The sequence below is a fragment of the Micromonospora sp. DT48 genome, assembly GCF_049844495.1.
GTDB lineage: Bacteria > Actinomycetota > Actinomycetes > Mycobacteriales > Micromonosporaceae > Micromonospora.
The window spans coordinates 19,369-36,614 of record NZ_JBNCLE010000026.1 but is presented as its reverse complement, the minus strand read 5'-3'; the positions used below and the strand labels follow the sequence as shown (position 1 = coordinate 36,614).

The window sequence follows — 17,246 nt, the reverse complement described above, 5'->3', positions numbered from 1 at the left end:
CCCGCCCGACCCTGGCCCACCCCCTCCGGCCGCCCCCCCCCCCCCCGGGGCCCCCCCCCCCCGACTTGGGTGCGCGATGCGGATCCACCTTTATGGGCGCGGCGCGCAGCCGGAGTAGCTGCTAGGCCCTGTGGGTCAGGCGGTTACGGAGGGGTGTCCGTAGTGGTGATGGGTATCTCTCGTGGCGCGGGGGAATCGAGCAGGTGTAGAGCGGCCAGCAACGACGCGGTGGGGATCCGGTAGTGGGCGCCGACGCGGAAGTGCGGCACGGGAAATGCGTTGCGCCGGATCAGCTTGTATGCCGTGGAGCGCGACATGCCGAGCACCGAGGCCGCAGTAGCCAAGTCGGTGCTGACACCCAATGCACGGATGCTCTCGGCTGTCCACACGTTCTGCGAGTCGGTCGGCGTGGAGTTGGGGAATTGCTGTGGTGATACCGAGTGATTATCTCCTGACGGTCGCATGGCTATCTCCTCATTGGTGGGTTCGTGCGAGGCGCGGGGCGTAGTCGTGCCTTTCTGTTCGGGTGCGGTCGATCGGCATCCGGGAGTGGGTCATAAGCAACGACCGCAGGCAGCGAGCGCGGTCGGCATTCATGCAGAGGCTTCAGCCGGCAGCGACGTGAGGACGGGTGCCTGACTCGGGGCCCCGCACGGACGTGCGGCCCACAACATGCGCGGCCGACCGACAGGGTCCGGGGCGGGCCGATGCCGGGTCGGCCCGCCAACACGGCACCCCCGCCCTCGCAGAGCGCGGCGTCGGTGTCCGGCCGCTCGCCGATCCGCTGTCGATCATCACCGCCGACGAGGGCAGGCCGGATCGCGCCCTGTTCGCCGAGATGGAACGCACCTTCACCGCCGAGCGTGCCGCGAACGCCCGCGCGGTCGCAGAGGCCGAGGGCCGGCACGTCGGCCGCCCTGTCGCACACGCGAACGACAAGATCGAGTACGTCCGGCTGCTCAAAGGCGCAGGGCGCCAGCCTCGGCGCGATCGCCGCGAAGACGGAAAGCCCCAAGACGTGGTCGCACCGCTACCTCGCCGACCCTGGCGTGGTCAACGGGCGAGCGTCGGCGCCACGACTGACCGGCTCGAGAAATGTCTCCGCCGTGGAGGAACGGATACGCGCCGCGCCGTCGTGAGAAGGACATGACTGCAAGCATCAGCACCATGGACGAGGCGATGGCCGACGACAGTGAGGCCGGCGAGGACGAGTTCTCGATGGTCCTCAAGCCGGGGCATGAACACGCAGCCCCGGACATGTACCCGCGCCTCGGGAACATCTCGGCCGGTCTCATGAACACCGCGGTCCTGCGGGCCGAGGAGCCGACGCGGCCGGAGTACGTCACCGTTCCGCTTCGCCCGTTCCGCGGCACGGTCGACGAAACCGACCTCAAGACGTCGGTCGCGGTGTCCCGGTGGAATCAGCTGTGGGAGGCCGCGCAGTTCCGTCGGCGCATCTTCGGCGAGGAGGACCTGCCGGGCCCTCTCTACCGGGTGGCCGACCGGGGAGACGTCAACGTCGTGTTCGTCCCGCGCACCGCGAGTCGCTACTACGAGTACGCGCCGCTTTTCCACCTTTTGCCGCGGGCCGCGCTCGAGCGGCACGGGCTTCCGCTGCTGCGCTACGGGGAATGGCCGTTCCTGACCCAGCTGGGTGACATCGAGGACGCCGTGCCGGCCGACTTCCACTCCCGGCTGTCGCGCGCCTGGGCGGGCACCGTCTGGCGCCCCAGCCGACCCGTCCGCCCGGCCCGCCACCGGCCCAAGCACCGTCGTCCAGGCCCGTGGACACGGCGCCCCCGCCGGCGACGTCCATAGGCGGCAACCAGCCGCTGAGTCAACAACCAGTGACGCACACCGCCCCAGCGCTGTGACGAGTGACGATGTCGTCGGGATCGAGCGCTGCGGGCGGCGTGCCCAACAGGGCGATGCATGGGCTCGGCTGGACCATGTGCTCCGTCGTACCGGTCTGCGGACGGTGTGACGGCCACAGGGGGCGTCGGGGGCCGGGTCAGTCTTGCCTGACGTGCTCGCGCCAGGAGCCGGGTGAGGGTGCGCGCAGGAGGCGGTCGATCATGTCCTGGGCGTCGGCTTGGCTGTCGAACTCCCAGCGCAGGGTCTTGCCGGTGTCGCTGTCCCCGGCGCGGGCGACGACCGTCCATCGGGTGTGGCGGACGAGCCACACGTCGCGGCGCGCAAGCCGCCCCCATGCGCCGTTCCACCACCTCCTGACCACCTGATCCATGACCCGAATCGTACGCATGTTCGATCAGGTTGTGGGTGGCTGGTGGGATGGAGTTCACTCGCAGCGGTCCTCGGCGCCCCTGCCGTACTGCTCGCAGCAGTCGGGGCGGTGCCGGTAGACCCGTAGGTCGTCTCCCTGCCGGTGAGCGAACTCAGTGGTGATCTCGTACAGGCAGGCTCGCCAGACGACGGTCTCCCCGCCGCCGGTGACGACCTGCCCGTCGCCGGGCCCGCCGCGCAGCAGCAGCTTCATTCCTCCGACGGTAGACATCCCGCCCCGTCGAGGGCGGCACATCGTGGGCGAACCAACTCCGGTCCACTCATCGAAGCGCGCTCAGGCTGGGTGCTGGTCAACGACGAGCAAATGCTCAGACGTGCGGCCGGACTGAGAGTCCGAAGCAATCGGATGGCCTCTCGCCGCATCGAGGAATTCCTATCTATGCCGATCATCGCGACGCAGCCGGGCCGCGTTCATGAGGCCGGCCAGTTACGGTTGGCGGCAAGGAATGACGGAACGTTAGGTTTGCCGGGCCGGCGCACGCCCCTGCCTGCCGATTTATCCGCGGAGGCCGGTTTCCACGGTGGCCGCCAAGACGGGCAAGTCCCTGCGGTTCGGGCTGATTGTCTTGCGCCGCCACACCCTTCGGGGTCGATGATCTACCCGACCCCCGGTCCACGCCGACCTCGCCACCGTCGGCGACGACCTCTTCGCCGGGCGACGCTTCATCAGTGCGCCTCGCCGACGACATACCGACCGCCTTCCTCAGATGTCCTGATCCTCCCCAAGCTCCCGGACCTGCCGCCGCAACGCGGCGTGTCTCCTCCTCGACCCAAGCCGTTCGCCTGCCGGCTCGCCCTCCCCGGGTCGCTGGCTCGGCCGGCGGTCCGTCGGTGTCATGGAGTTACAGAGACAACATGTCACCGACAAGGAGCACACCCGCGCATGTCATCTCGATGATCGACGTGATCCGTCAGGATGCCCCTGCCCCGATGGAGCACATGCATCGCGCTGGGGATGCTCGCCAAGGTTGACAAGGAAAACGGCGAGTGGGTGCTGGATGACGGTAATGATTTCGTCGTCTGGCGACAAGTATGGGTGTGAAACCACCATCTGGAGGATCGGTGCAGGACGATCAAAGGGCGGCCGCAGACCGTCAGCGCCTGACCGAGGTGTTTCGTCGGCATGGCGATGCGGTCCTGGCGTACGTCAGTGCCCGGTTGGACCGGGAAGACGCCCAGGATCTGGTGGCCGAGGTGTTCACCGTGGCGTGGCGGCGACTTGAGGCCATCAGGGAAGGCCAGGAGCGGCCGTGGCTGTTCGGGGTCGCCCGACGGCTCATGATGCAACACCAGCGAATACGCGGAACTGCTGCGGCGCTACAGGATCGGTTGCGCGCGTACGCCGATCGTGACGATGACCATCTCGGCCAGGTCGCCGCACAGCGGGTAGACGTTCTCACGGCGTTGGAAGCCCTGCCCGAGGGGGACCGTGAGGTGCTGCTGCTGCGCTACTGGTACGACTTCAGCGGCCGCGACGCCGCTTCAGTGCTGGGCTGCTCTACGGCGACCTTCGCCGTCCGGCTGCATCGAGCCCACCGCCGCTTCAAGGCGGTCCATGAGGAGAAGCCAGTGGCTCAGCAGTCACCGTCCGCGGCAAGTCTGACGGCATACATGAGGGGGCTTCAGTGAAGCGGCACGACAGCGACATCGGCCAGTTGATCCGGGGCGTCCGCCCCGAAAGCCGGGCTGGCTTTTCGGCCAGCCAGCAAGGAGAAGCGATGCTCGCTCGGATCCTCGACACGCCACGGCAACCTCAAGGTCGGTCACGACGTAGGGCTGCCCGCGTCGCGGGCGCGGTGGCGCTGGGCGCGCTTTTCGCTGGTGGCGCGACCGCCGCGATCGGCGCCTACAACGCGCCCACCGCTCCTCCCGAAGCGCTGCCCGCCAACGGTGACGCCTTCGTGTGCGCCACGGCCAACCTGCAGAGGATGGGCGACGCCGCGTCGAACCCAGGCGAGTCTCCGGTCGACGCGTGCCGCAGGTCGTGGAGCCGAATCTTCGGCGACGAGGCACCCAACCATCTATACGCGTGCGTGAAGGCCGAGAAGGCCAGCCCCTCTCCCGGCGCCAGCGCCTCCCCGTCCTCGGCCGAGTGGGGCCAACTGATCTACGTTCTCGACGGCCAGCAGTTCAAGAATCCGCCAGGAACCTGTGGATCTGTTGGAATGTTGGTAGCTCCTACCGTCGACTGACACGCGTTGATCTGGGAGAAGGAAGACTTCCTTCTCCCAGATCACCCCGAGGGGAAGCTACCGGGTTACGGCCAGTTCGGCCGCCAAGGCGAAGGAACCGCGCCGCACACGTGGACACCGTCGATCTTATCGTTCGGGCTACCAGACAGCCCGTCCTCCCTCGTGTCCAAGGCGAGGTTCGACCGGTAGTTGCCGATTGCCACAGTCACGATTCTGTTCCAGACGTTTGACCCGCGGTAGTCGTAGAAATACGAGGTGGCGCCGGACCCCGTCTGCTGGTTGGTGATGGAAGAAATCCGGTCGTTCCAATAGCCGCCACCGGGATACGCAACATTCCCGAGGTTCCACTCCCGGCCGCAGACGCTGAAGACCAACTCGTCGCCACCGTACTGCCGATTCGTGTACACGCAGACAGTGGTAATGTTGCAGGTAGCCTGTGTGGTGATCGGGGAATCCGCCTGCCTAGCGCCGTCCGGCACCGGGTTCCGGAAATTCATCACAAGGCCCGGGGCCATTTCGACGCTCGTCGCGTTCAGCTGTCGGGCACCCGGAGTCCGGGCAAGGACGTCGTCGATTCCTTGCTGAAGTTGTGCTTTAGTTGGCGCTACCGTTGCGTTCTTCCAGTCGTACGTGGTTGCTGTCGCCTCCGCTGAGGATGACGCGGGCGCCGATCGCACCTGGGGTGATGCGATCGCGGACGCAGGCGTGAACAGCAATGCTGCCGAAATTGAGGCCACTGCGGCCAAGATGGCCCTGGAGTGTTGTGGCTTGCCGAGACGCAAGATGACGTCCTTCCTAGAGGAGTTTGGGTCGAATTCGAGGTCCACCGGAAGGCAATTCGGGCCCGAGTTTCTCCCATTCCAGTATGACCATGTGGCTTGAGTGCAGGCGTGCGCTGAAGATTTCCTGATGGGAACAGAAGGACCCGGGGTCTGGCTACTCTAAGGGCCTCCGCTCTAACTCTTCCAGACCGCCGCTAAGACGAATTTCTATCACGCATGATTGCTGTTCCGCTGTCCCTTGGGTCTGAAGGGCCGCAGTCCGGCGGTCTTGGGATCGCGTTGCGTGGAGGCGGCGCCGCCTATTGGCTGGTAGAGGCAGTGAAGCTCATGACTAACCGTAGTCATGCGTAACAACTTGTTAAATATGTTAGTTTCTGATTTAGGATTGTCGGTTCAAGGCGTCGAACTCACATCAGAGGTCTCCTGTCCGACGAAGGTGTCGCGGGCGGCGCGCCTCGCCGCCACAACGGCAGCTACTGCCGAGCCAAATGGTGGCGACCACGCCATGTGGTCGATACCGAGTCGCCGGCCACTGTCGCCGACTCGCGTGCCTGCGAGTCTCGCTGAGCTGAGTCTGCGGGTCGACTCGCGGAGGTCGATGCTCGCACGTGCACCCGGTCGTCTCGTCCGTCTGTACGCCTCTGTTTACATTCGTCTGTACATTCCCGCGTACGTCGGCTCGTAGCCGCCGGCCGCAGCATTGCGCACGTTCTGATATCCGACTCTCCCAATAGAGCCCGGGGAGGTCCGTTCGATGCGCGACGGGTCGGTGGTCATCGCGGTTCCCCGGAGTTGGGCCAGGTGACGGTGATCCTGGTGTGGCGGCGGGTTACGAGTAGCTGGGTTCCGTCGGGTGTGGGCGGGTGTGTGCCGTTGGGGTGCACGGTAATTGTCGGGCCGGGGCCGTGCCGGTGATGGTGTTCCCAGACCGTGATGAGGTCGATCATGTCGGTGGTGAGGGTGTCGGCATTAGGGCCGAAGCTGTGGGCGCCGAACTGCCAGGTGGTGTCGTCGAGTTTGCGCATCGCGAGGTAGGCGAAGCTGTCGGCGGTGAGCAGGGTCGGGCAGACGAACCGGTCTTGCGGGTCCACCAGGCCGGCGGCGCGTTCGCGGTCCACGGCGAGGGTGCCGAAGGGTCGGGGTTGGCTGGCCAGCCACAGGTGCAGCGACTCGAAGGACGAGCCTTCGTGCATGGTGATGGTGACCGGCGACCATGCCTCCCGCCGCGGTGAGTGCAGGGCGGAGGCGAGTGCGTCCGGGTTCACTTCGGTGGTGGTGTCGTCCAGGGTCACGACGATGTCATCGCCGCGCAGGAGCAGACGGCGGGTGGGATGGCGTCCGTCGCCCTGCATCGGCACGAACCCGCATTGCAGTGCCGCGGTGGCGAGGAGATGGTCTTCGTGGCGTCGCAGGGTGAGGCACCGGGTCATGCCGCGTATCCGCAGCGGCACGATGAGGACACCGGTCGGGGTGAGTTGATTGAGCTAGGCCGGTGGAAGGTCCGGTGTCTCCACGGTGACGATGATGGCGTCATACGGGGCGGCGGGCGGGTGTGCGTACTCGCCGTCGCCGTGTACCACCGTCACCTGCTGGTAGCCGGCCCGGTCCAAGCCGGTGCGGGCGCGGTCGGTGACGTCGGCGTCGATGTCGACGGTGACGACCGCGCCGTCCGGGCCGACGACGTCGGCGATCAGCGCAGCGTTGTAGCCGCCGGAACCCACTTCAAGGACCCGGGCGCCCGGTGCCAGCCTGGCTTGCTCCAGCATGTAGGCCTGCAGCCACGGCGCGGAGATCGAACTCGTCGCGCGTCCGTCCGGGCCGCGTCTGGTGATGACAGCGTCGTCGGCGTACGCGGCGTCGATGCTGACGCCGTCGGTCGCGAATAGATGTCGCGGCACCCGACGAAATGCCGCCTCCACCGCCGGCGACGTGATCCACCGGCCGGCGAGGAGCTGGCTGGCGAGCAGGGCGCGGGCCTCATCGGCGGCGACGGTGTCGAGCGTTGAACCAGCCATGGGTTGACCTCCGTGAGCGGGCGTCGATGGGGATGCGGATGCGCGGCGACAATATCGGGCGCATGTGACAAAACGCGCCCGGCCTGAGTCGCCACGACGGGCAGTCCTCGGCCTCGGATGGTGCGCCGGCATAGTCGCTGGGTCACCCGGGGCGGCGGAGTCCTGTTGCGCGCAAGGCCGTGCCTCGGGGCGCAAGGGGTGCGGTTGGCTGCGGTAGTGCTTTGCACGCCGGCCGCTCGCGTCGAGACGCCGGGGCGGGGTTCCGCCCGGTGCCGTGTGGTTAGAAGGAGATGGTGAGGACCGTGTCGGGTCGGCTGATGTCGCCGGTGTGGATCGGTCGGGTTCCGGCGCGGTGGGCGGTGACGGTGGGCTTGTTGGGGCGGCCGGCCTCGTCCCACTGGTCGAGCAGGTCGGTCAGTTCCGCGGCGAGCTTGTCGGCCTCGGGTCCGTTGGCGATGGCGCCGAGTTCGTGCTGGCCGTCGCCGGTGGCTTGGAAGGCGAGGTAGGCGATGGTGCCGCCGTGGTAGATGGCGGTTCCGGCCCAGCGGTAGGCGGGGGTGACCAGTGCGCTGGTGCGGGCGGTGTCGCCTGTGCGGAGACGACCGAACGGCTTGCTGGCGTTTACGAGGAGCCACAGGTCGAGGTGGCCGATGGGGTCATCGTCGGTGACCTGGATGCCGGTCCAGCGTTCATGCCGGGGGTGGTGGAGGCGCGGGCGAGGGCGGCGCGGTCGGGTTGGTCGGCGGCGTCGAGTTTGAGGACCACGTCGGAGTCCAAGTGGACGTGCTGGTCGGTGTGCTCGGCCGTGCCGCGCATGGGCACGAATCCGCAGACCAGTGGTGTCATGGCGCTGACCAGGGTCGTGGGGCCGGTGCGGTCGAAGGCGAAGCAACGGGTTAGGCCGCTCTCGTGCAGGCGCAGGGGTACGACGATGCGGCCGTGGTCGGCGAGTTGGTCCCACCAGGCTGCCGGGATGTCCCAGGCTCCGGCGGTGATGATGGACCGGTCGTACGGGGCGGATTCGGGGTGGCCGTGGGCTCCGTCGCCGCAGATCACCTCGACGGTGTGGTAGCCGGCGCGGTCGAGGCTGGCGCGGGCACCGTCGGCGAGGTCCTGGTCGAGTTCGATGGTTGTGATGGTGCCGCCGGGGTTGGTCAGCTCGGTGAGGAGGGCGGCGTTGATGCCGGTGGCGGCGCCGATCTCCAGGACGTGGTCTCCGGGTTGCGGGTCGAGTTGTTCGAGCATGTCCGCGACGAGGCTGGGGCTTGATGCCGACGACAGCGCGGCGCCGTGGGGGTCGCGTTTGGTGACGATCTGGCGGCGGGTGTAGACGGTTTCCAGGTCGACGCCGGGGAGGAACTGTTCGCGGGGCACCGTCCGGAATGCCTGCTCGACAGAGGCGGAAAGGATGTGGCCGCGCTGCTTGAGAGTGGAGACGAGCTGTTCACGCAATGCCGCTGCGTTGACGGCGTCAGGTGTGGCTTGGGAGGTGTTCACCGCTTTCCCTGCTGTCGGTCGCCTCGGCATGTTGATAGCCGGGTGGGATGTTGGACGAGTGGTGGAAGGTGGATGTGCTCGGCGGCCGGGCCAGCAGCCAGGTATCAGGGGCCGAGTAGCGAGCTGGTTGAACAGGAACAGGACTTGGTGGGTCAGCACGCCGCACAGGTCGCGGGTCAGTGTGCCCCTTGGCTAGTCGGGCGTGAAGTCGCAGCGTTCGGAGGGCATGCCGGGACGGTATGCCGTCTCCGGTCGACACGCCCGCAGCGTCGTGCCCCGACATTGTCGGCAGATGTCGCCACCGACTCCGACAAAACTTTGACAACGCAATCCGGCTGTGGCTTGCCATCGATCCCGACAATGGCAGCCGATGAGCCAGTGCGCAGGGCCGCGCGATCCCGGGCGCGAGCGTCGGCCGCGCCATCGCCGGACAGCGTCCCGGCCGGTCGGGGATGTCACCGACTGAAGCTATGGTGTGCGCGCATCGTGACCGGTTACGTCCGCAGGTGATTGGGGGTTAGCAGCGATGGCCGACAGCGACGAGATCAGGACCGCCCGGCGTGCGCTCGGCCGTCGGCTCGCCCAGTTGCGCAAGGCCGCCGGTCACACGCAGCACGGCTTCGCCCGGCTCGTGCAGTACGGGCGCAGCTCGGTGGCGAACACGGAGACCGGCCACCAGCACCCCGACCGCGCGTTCTGGTCCCGCTGCGACACGGTGCTGCAGACCGGGGGCGTGCTTGCCGCCGAGTATGACCACATCGCCGACCTGGGCCGGCGGCGCCGCTTGTCGGCGATTCAGGGGACCACCAGGTCCCGGCCGGCGGCGCCCACCCACACCAGCCCCAATGCCCCTGGCGTGGATGGTGGCTTTGTTCTCTGGGAACTCGAAGAGAGTATCGACGCTCGCCGGCTGGCACTGAAGTCGGCCACCGACGACGACGCCCGCCTGGCATACTTGGAAAACGAGGTGCGGACGGCGATCACGGACAACGAACGCCTCACCCCGGCGGTTCTCATGGTGCGCATGCGACCATTGCGCGCCTATGTCGACCAGCTCATGGCGGGCCGGCAGCATCCGCCGCAACGGGCACGGCTCTACACCGCCGCCGCGCACCTGTCCGGGATTCTCGGCGCACTGGCCCTGGACTTGCGTGCGTTCCGGGTGGCGCACGCCTACGCCGCCGAAGCGTTCGACCTCGCCGACGCCGCCGAGCAGCCCGACGTGCAGGCCTGGGCCCGCGCCACGCAGAGCCTCATCGCGTTCTACACCGGCGACTACCACGACGCGCTCGCCTACGCTCAGGACGGACTGCGGCGCGCCAGCGCCAGCGCCAGCCCGCACCGCCTCCGTCTCACCATCAACGGGGAAGCCCGCGCGCTCGCCCGGCTCGGCGACCGCTACGGCGTCGACCGCGCCGTCGACCGCGCGTTCACCATGCTGTCCGACCGCCCACCTGGTGGCCAGGTCAGCGCGAGCCTCAGCCTCGGCCCGTACTGCCGGGCCAGGACCGCGGCCAACGCGGCAACCGCCTACCTGGCCCTCGGCCGCAGCGCGGGCGTCACCGACCACCTCACCACCGCCATCACCGCCTTCGACGCAGCGGCGCTGGCTGGCCCGCGAGCACTGAGCCGCCTCGACCTGGCCACCGCGTACCTGCACACCGACAACCCCGACCCCGAACAGGCAGCCACGCTGGCGGTGGAAGCGCTCACCCTCACCGCGAAGCAGCGTTTCGAATCGGTCCACCAACGCGCCCGCCAGTTCCTCGCTGGCGCGCAGCCGTTCGTCCGCCACCCGCGGCTGCGTCACGTCGCCGACATGCTCGCCGACCGCACACAGCTCGATGCCACGACACCGCCCGCTCTACCATCACCGCCATGAGTAGCCGGGAACTGGCCAGCCTGCACCAGCGCTGGACCGCCTACCAGGTTCTGCCCGAACTCACCAATCACTGGTACTGGCGCCCCGGCTGGCGAGCCGACCGCCAGTTCTACACCTGGCACCTCACCTTCGAAAACCAACCCCAACTCGACCACCTCGTCACCGAGCTACAGCGCCAACTGGCGCTGCCCGGGTTGGACTTGGTGCCGCTCGACGGCCTGCACCTCACCATGCAAGGACTCGGTTTCACCGACGAGGTCAGCGACGCCGACATCGAGGCGATCGTCGCCGAAACCCGGCAACGCATCGCCAGTCTGCCGCCGCTGGAGCTGTCTCTCGGCCCGGTCGACCCCGACGCCGAAGGAGTCGGCCTGCTCGTGCGGCCCTGGGACCGCGTTGAACACCTCCGTGCCACCATCAGGGACGCCATCGGCACGGTGTGGCCCATCGTCCCCGAGCCCGCGCAGGGATTCCGGCCGCACGTCACCATCGCCTACAGCGGCGCACCAGCACCAACCGAACCCATACGTGCCCGGCTGGCCGAACTCCGTGACCGGCCTCCGGTGCGGGTGGCAATCAGGCAGGTGCCGCTGATCGCGCTCCGACGGGAGCACCGCACCTATCGATGGACGACAGTCGCGACGGTGCCCTTGGCCGAGTGACCTCAGCTCGTCAGTGCACCGCCTTACCTGCAGCGGGTACACGGGCGTCATGGGCACCGTTGGCGACGCTGCGGGCCGATGACCGTCTACGCGAGGGCTTCAGCGATCGGGGCGACGTCCCAGTAAGGCAAAGCCGTTCTCCAAGCCCATTGATACGGGGTGAGGCGATTCCTTCGCACAGCCGCTTTGTAAGGTTCCGAGCCAGAGTCGCCGGATCCCGATGGAGGTGCATCGGACGCCACGGCGGGAACAGATGGCTGTCCGGCACGAGGTTTGCCGCTGGTGCCCGCCTAGGCAGCCTGCTGTCCGGTCGGGCGTGACGACTGCACAGTGCGCGCCGCCACGCTGTAGGGCTCACCGTTCTCGCCATGCAAGCCCGGACGGCCTGCTTCTGGTTGGGCTTGTTTGGCCATGGCACGCCTCCGGGGACCCGAGCTCCATCAGGACGAAGACCGGGCGTACGACTATGGCCACCGCGTATTCGGAGCTGGGCGACCCGGCTGTGCAGCGGGAACGGTTGGTCGCGCGAGTCGGGCGAGACCCTCGTCCGTCGATGTTCCGGCGGCGTGGGTGACCGGAACGCGGAGCCGGCTGGCGTCCAGCATGCGGCGGGTCATGAAGGGGACTGGTCTCGGTGGCTCCAGCCGATGGTGATGGGTCGTTGGCGTGTGGTGGCGTATTCGAGGAGGGCTGCTCGGGCTGTTGCGGGGGTGACTCGGGCGAGTTCGGGGGCGATGTCTATCAGGCCGGTGTCGGGTGATTCGTAGACGGTGATTGGTGTGTCGGGTTCGTGTTCGGTGGCGTAGCTGCCGTCGGGTAGCCACTGCACTGCAGCGCGGTCGGCGTCGATGTCGATGTCGATGCGGAGGACCGGCTTGTCGTCGGTGCCGATCGTAAGGGTTTGCCCGCATCCTCCGTGGGGCATGACCGTCTGGGTCTGCTCATCGAACCAGTGTCCGGCGTCGTCAGGGCTGGTCACGTCGTAGGCGTGACCGTGGTAGTCCCGTAGCCGCAGTGTCACGGGGTGATCCTTTCTCCGGTGCCGGTGTAGACACGGTGCCACCATGTGGTTCCGCCGTCGCGGGTGACCCACACGCGTAGGCGGCTACCCGCCGGCAGGATGGCGGGAAGCATCTTGTCGCAGGTCCAGGGGTAGCTCTGGTCCCGGTCGTTGCTGCCGCAGACGGTGTTGTCGATCGCGAGGTCGGCCTCTTGGGCGTGGGTGTGCCGCATTCGCGCGGCGGCTTTGGACTCTGCGTGGTCGTAGAAGGTGACCGGTGGTCCGCGTAGCGGATCGTGGTCCAGGTCGGCGGCCAGGGACCGGTCGCCGCCTCCTGAGTAAATCTCCTCGCCGTTGAACAGGCCGAGGGTGGGCCGGGTCGTGCCGGCGGGGCGAGTCTGGAAATGGTCGACGGCGTGGCGTACGCGTTCGGGCAGGGCCGCCGGATCGGCTGGCACCCACTCGGGGCCGACCGGCCGTGGGGCACCCGCCCTCGGCTGCCCGCTCGGTCCACCCATGTCACCACCGGGATCTTGCTGGGGTCGTGCTGCCGCAGCGTCGGCCGCTGCGGGTGCGGCGGGCGGTCGGCTGGTGTCGCTTCCGCCGCCCAGCCCTAATTTCCCAGGTCACCGATTTGTCTGGCCTGTGCCAGTGCCGCCTCGACGTGTTGCCGGGCCGTAGTCCCTCCGGCGCGGACGGCGGCCAGGATCTGCAGTATCTGCTGCAGGCGCGCCAGCGTCGGGCCGGGCTGCCCGCCCTGCAGCGCCATCGTGGCCAGCCGCCGCGCATCATCGACCGCGGACGCCGCCGCCGTCACGCTGCCCTCGACTGTCGTCAACGCCGCGACCACCGGTGTGAGGGCGGCGATGGTCTCCTGCGGTGAGGACTGCCGCCCCACCGAGCCCACCGCCCGGGACGCTTCACCCAGAACGTCCGTGGCCTCTACCAGCCGGGATCGAGCCTGCCCGATCGACTGCCGCACCCGAGCCAGCCCCGCCGTGATACCGACGAAACCGGAAGCCACCGCCCGAGCGGCGATCTGCTCGACACCATGGTCGGCCGCTGCCGCCTCCTGCTGCGCCCGAGCCACGCCCGCCGTCATCGACTGCAAGTCGACACCGATGCTGTCGGTCAGCGACACTTTACCACCCCCGCTCAACGCCTTGCATCCACAGCGGACCGTGGCAGCGTAGAGACGCACACCGACGGGACACAACACCTCGAACACAAGGTGCCTGGGGCTCGGCGCCACGCCGCTGTTCTAACCAGCTGCCGCCGCGCTGCGCAGCAATGAGTCGTACGTGTCCGTTGTTCGAGTCACCGGCACCCCGAGCGAGCGAACCAAGCCGTCCAGACGCTCCTGCGCGGCCCGTCCAGACTCGTCGGCGCCGATGAACGCCTCTGCCTCCACGAACGTGCCCAGCCCTTCGACGGCGTCCAGGCACAGCGACACCCCATCCCATCGACCGGTGCGGCGCCTCTTAACGATCCGCACCGTCGGCGTGAAGCCCATCGTCACCAGCGCGGCGTGCATCTGCTCCCGATCGGCCACCACGATCTCGTGCTCCAGACAGGCCATCTCGTTGTCCACCGGCCGCTTAACGGTGAACAGATGCCGGCCACCCTGGGTGCGCAGCCGCGCGAACGGCACCCCGATCTTGCTCATGCCGTACCGCCACGCCGCCGGCGCGTACGCCTGATCGTCCTGACTCACCGCGTCAGACAACACAACCCCGTGAGCTGCCAGAGCAGCCACCAGCGCCGCCTCGTCGCCCACCAGATACTTGACCTCAACCTCTTGCACGGCTTCCGGGATAGCGGTCACGTCGCAGCAGCCTAATCGCCAGCAACCCGCCGCAGGTGCATCCGCACCGCGGCACCGCCCGAAGCACACCCGCCCGGCAGGTGGCTGCCGATCGCTATAGGGCTCGGCGACTGTGGCAACACCCCGTATCTGCGCCTGTAGGAAGTCAGCCCATGTCCAGCCCGCAAGAGGTCCGTGAAGCCCGCCTCGCGAATGGGCGGAAGCTGGAAGCGCTGTGCAGGGCCGCCGGCTACACCCAGAACGGTCTGGCACTGTTGACTTTGTATGGGCGCAGCACCGTCGCCAACATCGAGCTGGATCGGGAAAGCATGGGCCGAGGCTTCTGGGTCCGCTGCGGCCATATACTCGGCACTGGTGGCGCGCTGTTCGCCGACCATGACCGGATGCAGGCCCATGCCCGACAGGTGGACCGCTTGTCCGCCCTTCGTGGTCTGCCGCAGCCCCTGAACCGGACTACGTCGACCGTGAAGACGTCGACGGGCGATCGCCTCTTCGGGACCAGGAGACAGGCCCCGTACCGGCATCCGGCTCAAGTATTAGGACGTCTCTTGTGCTGGTGATGGGCGTCGGTGTTGATCAGTGGCGCGGCAGGTCGGCAAAGGGGGTCCATCGGGTGTGGTCGTCGTCGGTAGTGATTGTGTGGAGCCGTAGGGCGAATTCGTCGGCGATGCCGGGGCTGCTGTTAAGGAGTGGTACGGCTGCGACGATCATTTTGAGCTCGCGTGCTTCGCGGAGCAGTGGCCAGTGCGGGTCGGTGGTGACGTCGTAGCCGTAGGCGGTGGCGAGGCGTTTGTGTTGTCCGGCGCGGTGGAAGCGGGCTTCGCCGACAGGTACGGCGACGAGGTCGACTTGCCAGGGGCCGAGGCTGGTGGCGTCGAAGTCGCATAGCACGGTGTCGCCGGTGGTGTCGCGTAGGAGGTTGCTGGGGTGGGCGTCGCCGTGGATGAGTCCTGGGCTCGCGTGGTCGCGGAGAGCGTCGATGCGTGGGGCGAGTTTGTCGCACCAGGCCAGCAGGGAGTCCCGGTGGTGGGGGGTGAGTCCTTCGGCGTCGGTAATGCGGTGCCGGGCGTCGCCAATCGGGTCCCACGGCGGCAGGTCGATCGGTGGGCGGGGCAGGTGGTGAAACTTCCGCAGGACGGGGCCGAGGTCGTCGACGGTCGGCGGGGGTGGTTGTGGGGGTAGGTAGGTCCACACGGTAGCGGCGAGCCCGTCGACGATGAGGGGCTGGTCGACGCCGGGGACGAGACGAATGGTCGGCGCGTTGGTGTCGGCGAACCAGGCGCCGAGGGCTGCGACCTTGGTCGCGCGGTCGAGGAGCCGTCGGGTGCGGCTGATGCGGACGACGATGCCTGCGGTGGGCAGAGCGAAGACGGCGTTGTTGGCGAGGTGCAGCAGCCGGGCGTCGTCTGAGGTCACACGCAAATGGTCGGCGATGTGGTGCAGGGCGGCGGTCATGGCCTCGGCGGTGAACCGGCCGAAGGTTGGGTCAGTCATGCGGTCACGCTGGCCAGGTTGTCCCTGAACTCCTGGACCGCCGGTCGGTCGGCGTAATGGTTGAGATCACGGCGCAGGTTATGGATGCGGTCGATAATCCGGGCGGAGGCGAGTTGGTCCGTGTGGTCGAGGACCGTTGCGCCGATGGTGAGGGCGCGGTCGGGTTCGCCGGCGAGGAACATGGCGCTGCACAGGCCGATCTGGTTGAGCACGCTGCTGCGTACGTTCTGCGGCCCGAACGCGGTGATCGCTTCGCTGGTCCATCGGACGGCCTGATCACCGTGGCGCGGATCTTGGCGGGCCATGTCGCGGTAGACCCGCCCGTACTGGGCGAGGACCTCCGCGTAGCTGAAGAAGCTCATCCAGTCCGGCTCGCGATCCGACTCGACACGTGAGTAGGCGTCGGTCGCTGACGCCAGCCGGGTTCGTGCCTGAGCGTGGTCGCCGAGGGCCGCCAGCGATGCCGCTTCCGCACTGTCGAGCATGGCCGTGATCGCCGGGGTGGCCGCACCGCCCAGGTGTTCGCGGGCCAGCCGGAGGGTCTCCACCGCGTCGCGGTTGTGGTGAAGATGCTGGAACTGGCGGGCCTGGCAGTAGCGCACCCGGGCGGCCAGCCGGGCATCGCCCGCTGCGACCGCCGCCCGTTCAGCGGACAGGAAGTGCCGTTGGGCATCAGAGTGTCGGCCGGCGTCGAACGCTGTCCAGCCTGCCAACTGGCGTGCCTCCGAGGCGGCGGTCAACGCCGCCTGCCTGAGCCCGTCGCTATGCGTGCCGTCGAGCACCCTGGAGACCACCTCGGCGAGCGTCGCCACCTGCTGGTGGACCGCGCCGCCTCCGTACTCGTAGTCCATAGACCGGTACAGCGTGATGATCGCGTGGATTCGGGCCAGGTCTGCCGCTCCGATACGGCACCCGCCAGTCGGCCCTCCTAGCAGTCCGGATGCTGCGGCGATCGCCGTGATACCGGCCACCAGCGCCTGGCGTCGGTGCACGGGCGACACGCTCATCTGCGCCAGTGTGTCGCCAGCGCAGCCGGGCAGCGCTGGCCTTGTGAGGGCGTCCGCCTTCGGGGCGGGCACCGTCTGTACGCCGGTGCCTTTGGCTCTCCGGTACTCGCGTTCCAGAGCCACGATGCGGTCGTAGCCGGCGGCGAGGATCCCGTCGGTGCGGAGGATTTCGTCGCAGGTTTGCCAGAAGGTGCGGTCCGGCCGTTGGTGTCCCGTCTCTGCGTTCGCGACTGTGCTGCGCCCGTAGAGGGTGAGGGGAGCCAGCGAGTGCTGGGTGTGGCCGGCGGCCTTTCGCAGCGCGGCAAGCTGTTGGCCGAGTCTGCGTCGCGCCTCGCGGATGTCGTGAGGATCTACTGGGTTGACCACTTCCCACCTCCCGGATCCGCAGCCTGCCGCAATTGATTGTGTCGCCGACGGATGACTCGCGTGAACACTGACACGGCCCGGCAGAGGCGCGCCGCTGTCCACGGGCCTGCACCTGCCGGTCTCGCCAGCCCGGTTCGCCTAAGACAAAAGTGCAGGTCAATGCTGGTTGGATCGGGAAGGGCGTGCCTGGGCGACCCGCTTGAATCGCAATGTCAGAGTT

General features: G+C 68.0%; 19 protein-coding genes. 6 read left to right on the top strand and 13 right to left on the bottom strand.

Going from position 1 to position 17,246, the window contains the following annotated elements; genetic code table 11:
- Positions 1-143 precede the first annotated feature (143 nt).
- Positions 144-464, bottom strand: coding sequence for a helix-turn-helix domain-containing protein (locus ACLQ2S_RS24540; RefSeq protein ID WP_155222119.1), 321 nt, complete (start codon positions 462-464; stop codon positions 144-146).
- A 682-nt stretch (positions 465-1,146) separates the two neighbouring features.
- Here ACLQ2S_RS24540 and ACLQ2S_RS24535 point away from each other — a divergent pair.
- The gene (locus ACLQ2S_RS24535; RefSeq protein WP_425703156.1) at positions 1,147-1,818 is read left to right on the top strand and encodes a hypothetical protein; all 672 of its coding nucleotides are present in this window, start codon (positions 1,147-1,149) and stop codon (positions 1,816-1,818) included.
- A gap of 193 nt (positions 1,819-2,011) precedes the next feature.
- On the opposite strand, the gene ACLQ2S_RS24530 is transcribed toward ACLQ2S_RS24535, so the two are convergent.
- Positions 2,012-2,245 (bottom strand): hypothetical protein, encoded by a 234-nt coding sequence (locus ACLQ2S_RS24530; protein ID WP_155222121.1) that lies wholly within the window; start codon positions 2,243-2,245, stop codon positions 2,012-2,014.
- 54 nt (positions 2,246-2,299) lie between these two features.
- Entirely contained in the window at positions 2,300-2,497 is a 198-nt protein-coding gene (locus ACLQ2S_RS24525; RefSeq protein WP_425703154.1) for a hypothetical protein, read from the bottom strand.
- Between the two features lie 869 nt (positions 2,498-3,366).
- Between ACLQ2S_RS24525 and ACLQ2S_RS24520 the strand changes: the two genes are divergently transcribed.
- Positions 3,367-3,933: an RNA polymerase sigma factor gene (locus ACLQ2S_RS24520; RefSeq protein WP_425703152.1), complete on the top strand. Its 567-nt coding sequence runs from the start codon at positions 3,367-3,369 to the stop codon at positions 3,931-3,933.
- Entirely contained in the window at positions 3,930-4,496 is a 567-nt protein-coding gene (locus tag ACLQ2S_RS24515; RefSeq protein ID WP_425703150.1) for a hypothetical protein, read from the top strand. The genes ACLQ2S_RS24520 and ACLQ2S_RS24515 overlap by 4 nt, the downstream gene beginning before the upstream one ends.
- Positions 4,497-4,561: 65 nt before the next feature.
- On the opposite strand, the gene ACLQ2S_RS24510 is transcribed toward ACLQ2S_RS24515, so the two are convergent.
- The 4 genes from ACLQ2S_RS24510 to fxlM all read right to left on the bottom strand — a co-directional run bounded on the left by ACLQ2S_RS24510 (position 4,562) and on the right by fxlM (position 8,790).
- The gene (locus ACLQ2S_RS24510; protein ID WP_425703148.1) at positions 4,562-5,278 is read right to left on the bottom strand and encodes a hypothetical protein; all 717 of its coding nucleotides are present in this window, start codon (positions 5,276-5,278) and stop codon (positions 4,562-4,564) included.
- A gap of 773 nt (positions 5,279-6,051) precedes the next feature.
- Positions 6,052-6,708, bottom strand: a complete 657-nt coding sequence (locus tag ACLQ2S_RS24505; protein WP_425703146.1) for a hypothetical protein — start codon at positions 6,706-6,708, stop codon at positions 6,052-6,054.
- A gap of 54 nt (positions 6,709-6,762) precedes the next feature.
- The gene (locus ACLQ2S_RS24500; protein WP_425703144.1) at positions 6,763-7,293 is read right to left on the bottom strand and encodes a methyltransferase domain-containing protein; all 531 of its coding nucleotides are present in this window, start codon (positions 7,291-7,293) and stop codon (positions 6,763-6,765) included.
- Between the two features lie 621 nt (positions 7,294-7,914).
- The gene (gene fxlM, locus ACLQ2S_RS24495) at positions 7,915-8,790 is read right to left on the bottom strand and encodes a methyltransferase, FxLD system (protein WP_425703142.1); all 876 of its coding nucleotides are present in this window, start codon (positions 8,788-8,790) and stop codon (positions 7,915-7,917) included.
- A 526-nt stretch (positions 8,791-9,316) separates the two neighbouring features.
- On the opposite strand from fxlM, the gene ACLQ2S_RS24490 reads away from it, so the two are divergent.
- Together ACLQ2S_RS24490 and ACLQ2S_RS24485 are read left to right on the top strand one after the other, a co-directional pair.
- Entirely contained in the window at positions 9,317-10,672 is a 1,356-nt protein-coding gene (locus ACLQ2S_RS24490) for a helix-turn-helix domain-containing protein (protein WP_425703140.1), read from the top strand.
- Positions 10,669-11,334 carry a 2'-5' RNA ligase family protein gene (locus ACLQ2S_RS24485; RefSeq protein WP_425703138.1) on the top strand — a complete coding sequence of 222 codons (666 nt, stop codon included), beginning with the start codon at positions 10,669-10,671 and terminating at the stop codon, positions 11,332-11,334. The genes ACLQ2S_RS24490 and ACLQ2S_RS24485 overlap by 4 nt, the downstream gene beginning before the upstream one ends.
- Positions 11,335-11,947: 613 nt before the next feature.
- Here ACLQ2S_RS24485 and ACLQ2S_RS24480 read toward each other — a convergent pair.
- The 4 genes from ACLQ2S_RS24480 to ACLQ2S_RS24465 form a co-directional block, all read right to left on the bottom strand.
- Entirely contained in the window at positions 11,948-12,313 is a 366-nt protein-coding gene (locus tag ACLQ2S_RS24480; protein WP_425703136.1) for an Imm1 family immunity protein, read from the bottom strand.
- A 38-nt stretch (positions 12,314-12,351) separates the two neighbouring features.
- Positions 12,352-12,852, bottom strand: a complete 501-nt coding sequence (locus ACLQ2S_RS24475; protein ID WP_425703134.1) for a DddA-like double-stranded DNA deaminase toxin — start codon at positions 12,850-12,852, stop codon at positions 12,352-12,354.
- 95 nt (positions 12,853-12,947) lie between these two features.
- Positions 12,948-13,475 carry a DUF6244 family protein gene (locus ACLQ2S_RS24470; RefSeq protein WP_425703132.1) on the bottom strand — a complete coding sequence of 176 codons (528 nt, stop codon included), beginning with the start codon at positions 13,473-13,475 and terminating at the stop codon, positions 12,948-12,950.
- 120 nt (positions 13,476-13,595) lie between these two features.
- Positions 13,596-14,159 carry a class IV adenylate cyclase gene (locus ACLQ2S_RS24465; RefSeq protein WP_425703130.1) on the bottom strand — a complete coding sequence of 188 codons (564 nt, stop codon included), beginning with the start codon at positions 14,157-14,159 and terminating at the stop codon, positions 13,596-13,598.
- Positions 14,160-14,311: 152 nt separating this feature from the next.
- Here ACLQ2S_RS24465 and ACLQ2S_RS24460 point away from each other — a divergent pair, with 152 nt between their 5' ends.
- Positions 14,312-14,719: a helix-turn-helix domain-containing protein gene (locus ACLQ2S_RS24460; RefSeq protein ID WP_425703128.1), complete on the top strand. Its 408-nt coding sequence runs from the start codon at positions 14,312-14,314 to the stop codon at positions 14,717-14,719.
- 16 nt (positions 14,720-14,735) lie between these two features.
- Here the strand turns inward: ACLQ2S_RS24460 and ACLQ2S_RS24455 are convergent, their stop codons facing one another.
- The gene (locus tag ACLQ2S_RS24455) at positions 14,736-15,653 is read right to left on the bottom strand and encodes a phosphotransferase family protein (RefSeq protein WP_425703126.1); all 918 of its coding nucleotides are present in this window, start codon (positions 15,651-15,653) and stop codon (positions 14,736-14,738) included.
- On the bottom strand, positions 15,650-17,026 hold the full coding sequence (locus ACLQ2S_RS24450; protein WP_425703124.1) for a helix-turn-helix domain-containing protein: 1,377 nt from the start codon (positions 17,024-17,026) through the stop codon (positions 15,650-15,652). The genes ACLQ2S_RS24455 and ACLQ2S_RS24450 overlap by 4 nt, the downstream gene beginning before the upstream one ends.
- Positions 17,027-17,246: the final 220 nt, after the last annotated feature.

Coding starts and splice junctions, on each gene's coding strand:
- ACLQ2S_RS24540 (WP_155222119.1), bottom strand. CDS start 464: ATGCGACCGTCAGGAGATAATCACTCGGTATCACCACAGCAATTCCCC.
- ACLQ2S_RS24535 (WP_425703156.1), top strand. CDS start 1,147: ATGACTGCAAGCATCAGCACCATGGACGAGGCGATGGCCGACGACAGT.
- ACLQ2S_RS24530 (WP_155222121.1), bottom strand. CDS start 2,245: ATGGATCAGGTGGTCAGGAGGTGGTGGAACGGCGCATGGGGGCGGCTT.
- ACLQ2S_RS24525 (WP_425703154.1), bottom strand. CDS start 2,497: ATGAAGCTGCTGCTGCGCGGCGGGCCCGGCGACGGGCAGGTCGTCACC.
- ACLQ2S_RS24505 (WP_425703146.1), bottom strand. CDS start 6,708: ATGACCCGGTGCCTCACCCTGCGACGCCACGAAGACCATCTCCTCGCC.
- ACLQ2S_RS24500 (WP_425703144.1), bottom strand. CDS start 7,293: ATGGCTGGTTCAACGCTCGACACCGTCGCCGCCGATGAGGCCCGCGCC.
- ACLQ2S_RS24490 (WP_425703140.1), top strand. CDS start 9,317: ATGGCCGACAGCGACGAGATCAGGACCGCCCGGCGTGCGCTCGGCCGT.
- ACLQ2S_RS24485 (WP_425703138.1), top strand. CDS start 10,669: ATGAGTAGCCGGGAACTGGCCAGCCTGCACCAGCGCTGGACCGCCTAC.
- ACLQ2S_RS24475 (WP_425703134.1), bottom strand. CDS start 12,852: ATGGGTGGACCGAGCGGGCAGCCGAGGGCGGGTGCCCCACGGCCGGTC.
- ACLQ2S_RS24460 (WP_425703128.1), top strand. CDS start 14,312: ATGTCCAGCCCGCAAGAGGTCCGTGAAGCCCGCCTCGCGAATGGGCGG.
- ACLQ2S_RS24455 (WP_425703126.1), bottom strand. CDS start 15,653: ATGACTGACCCAACCTTCGGCCGGTTCACCGCCGAGGCCATGACCGCC.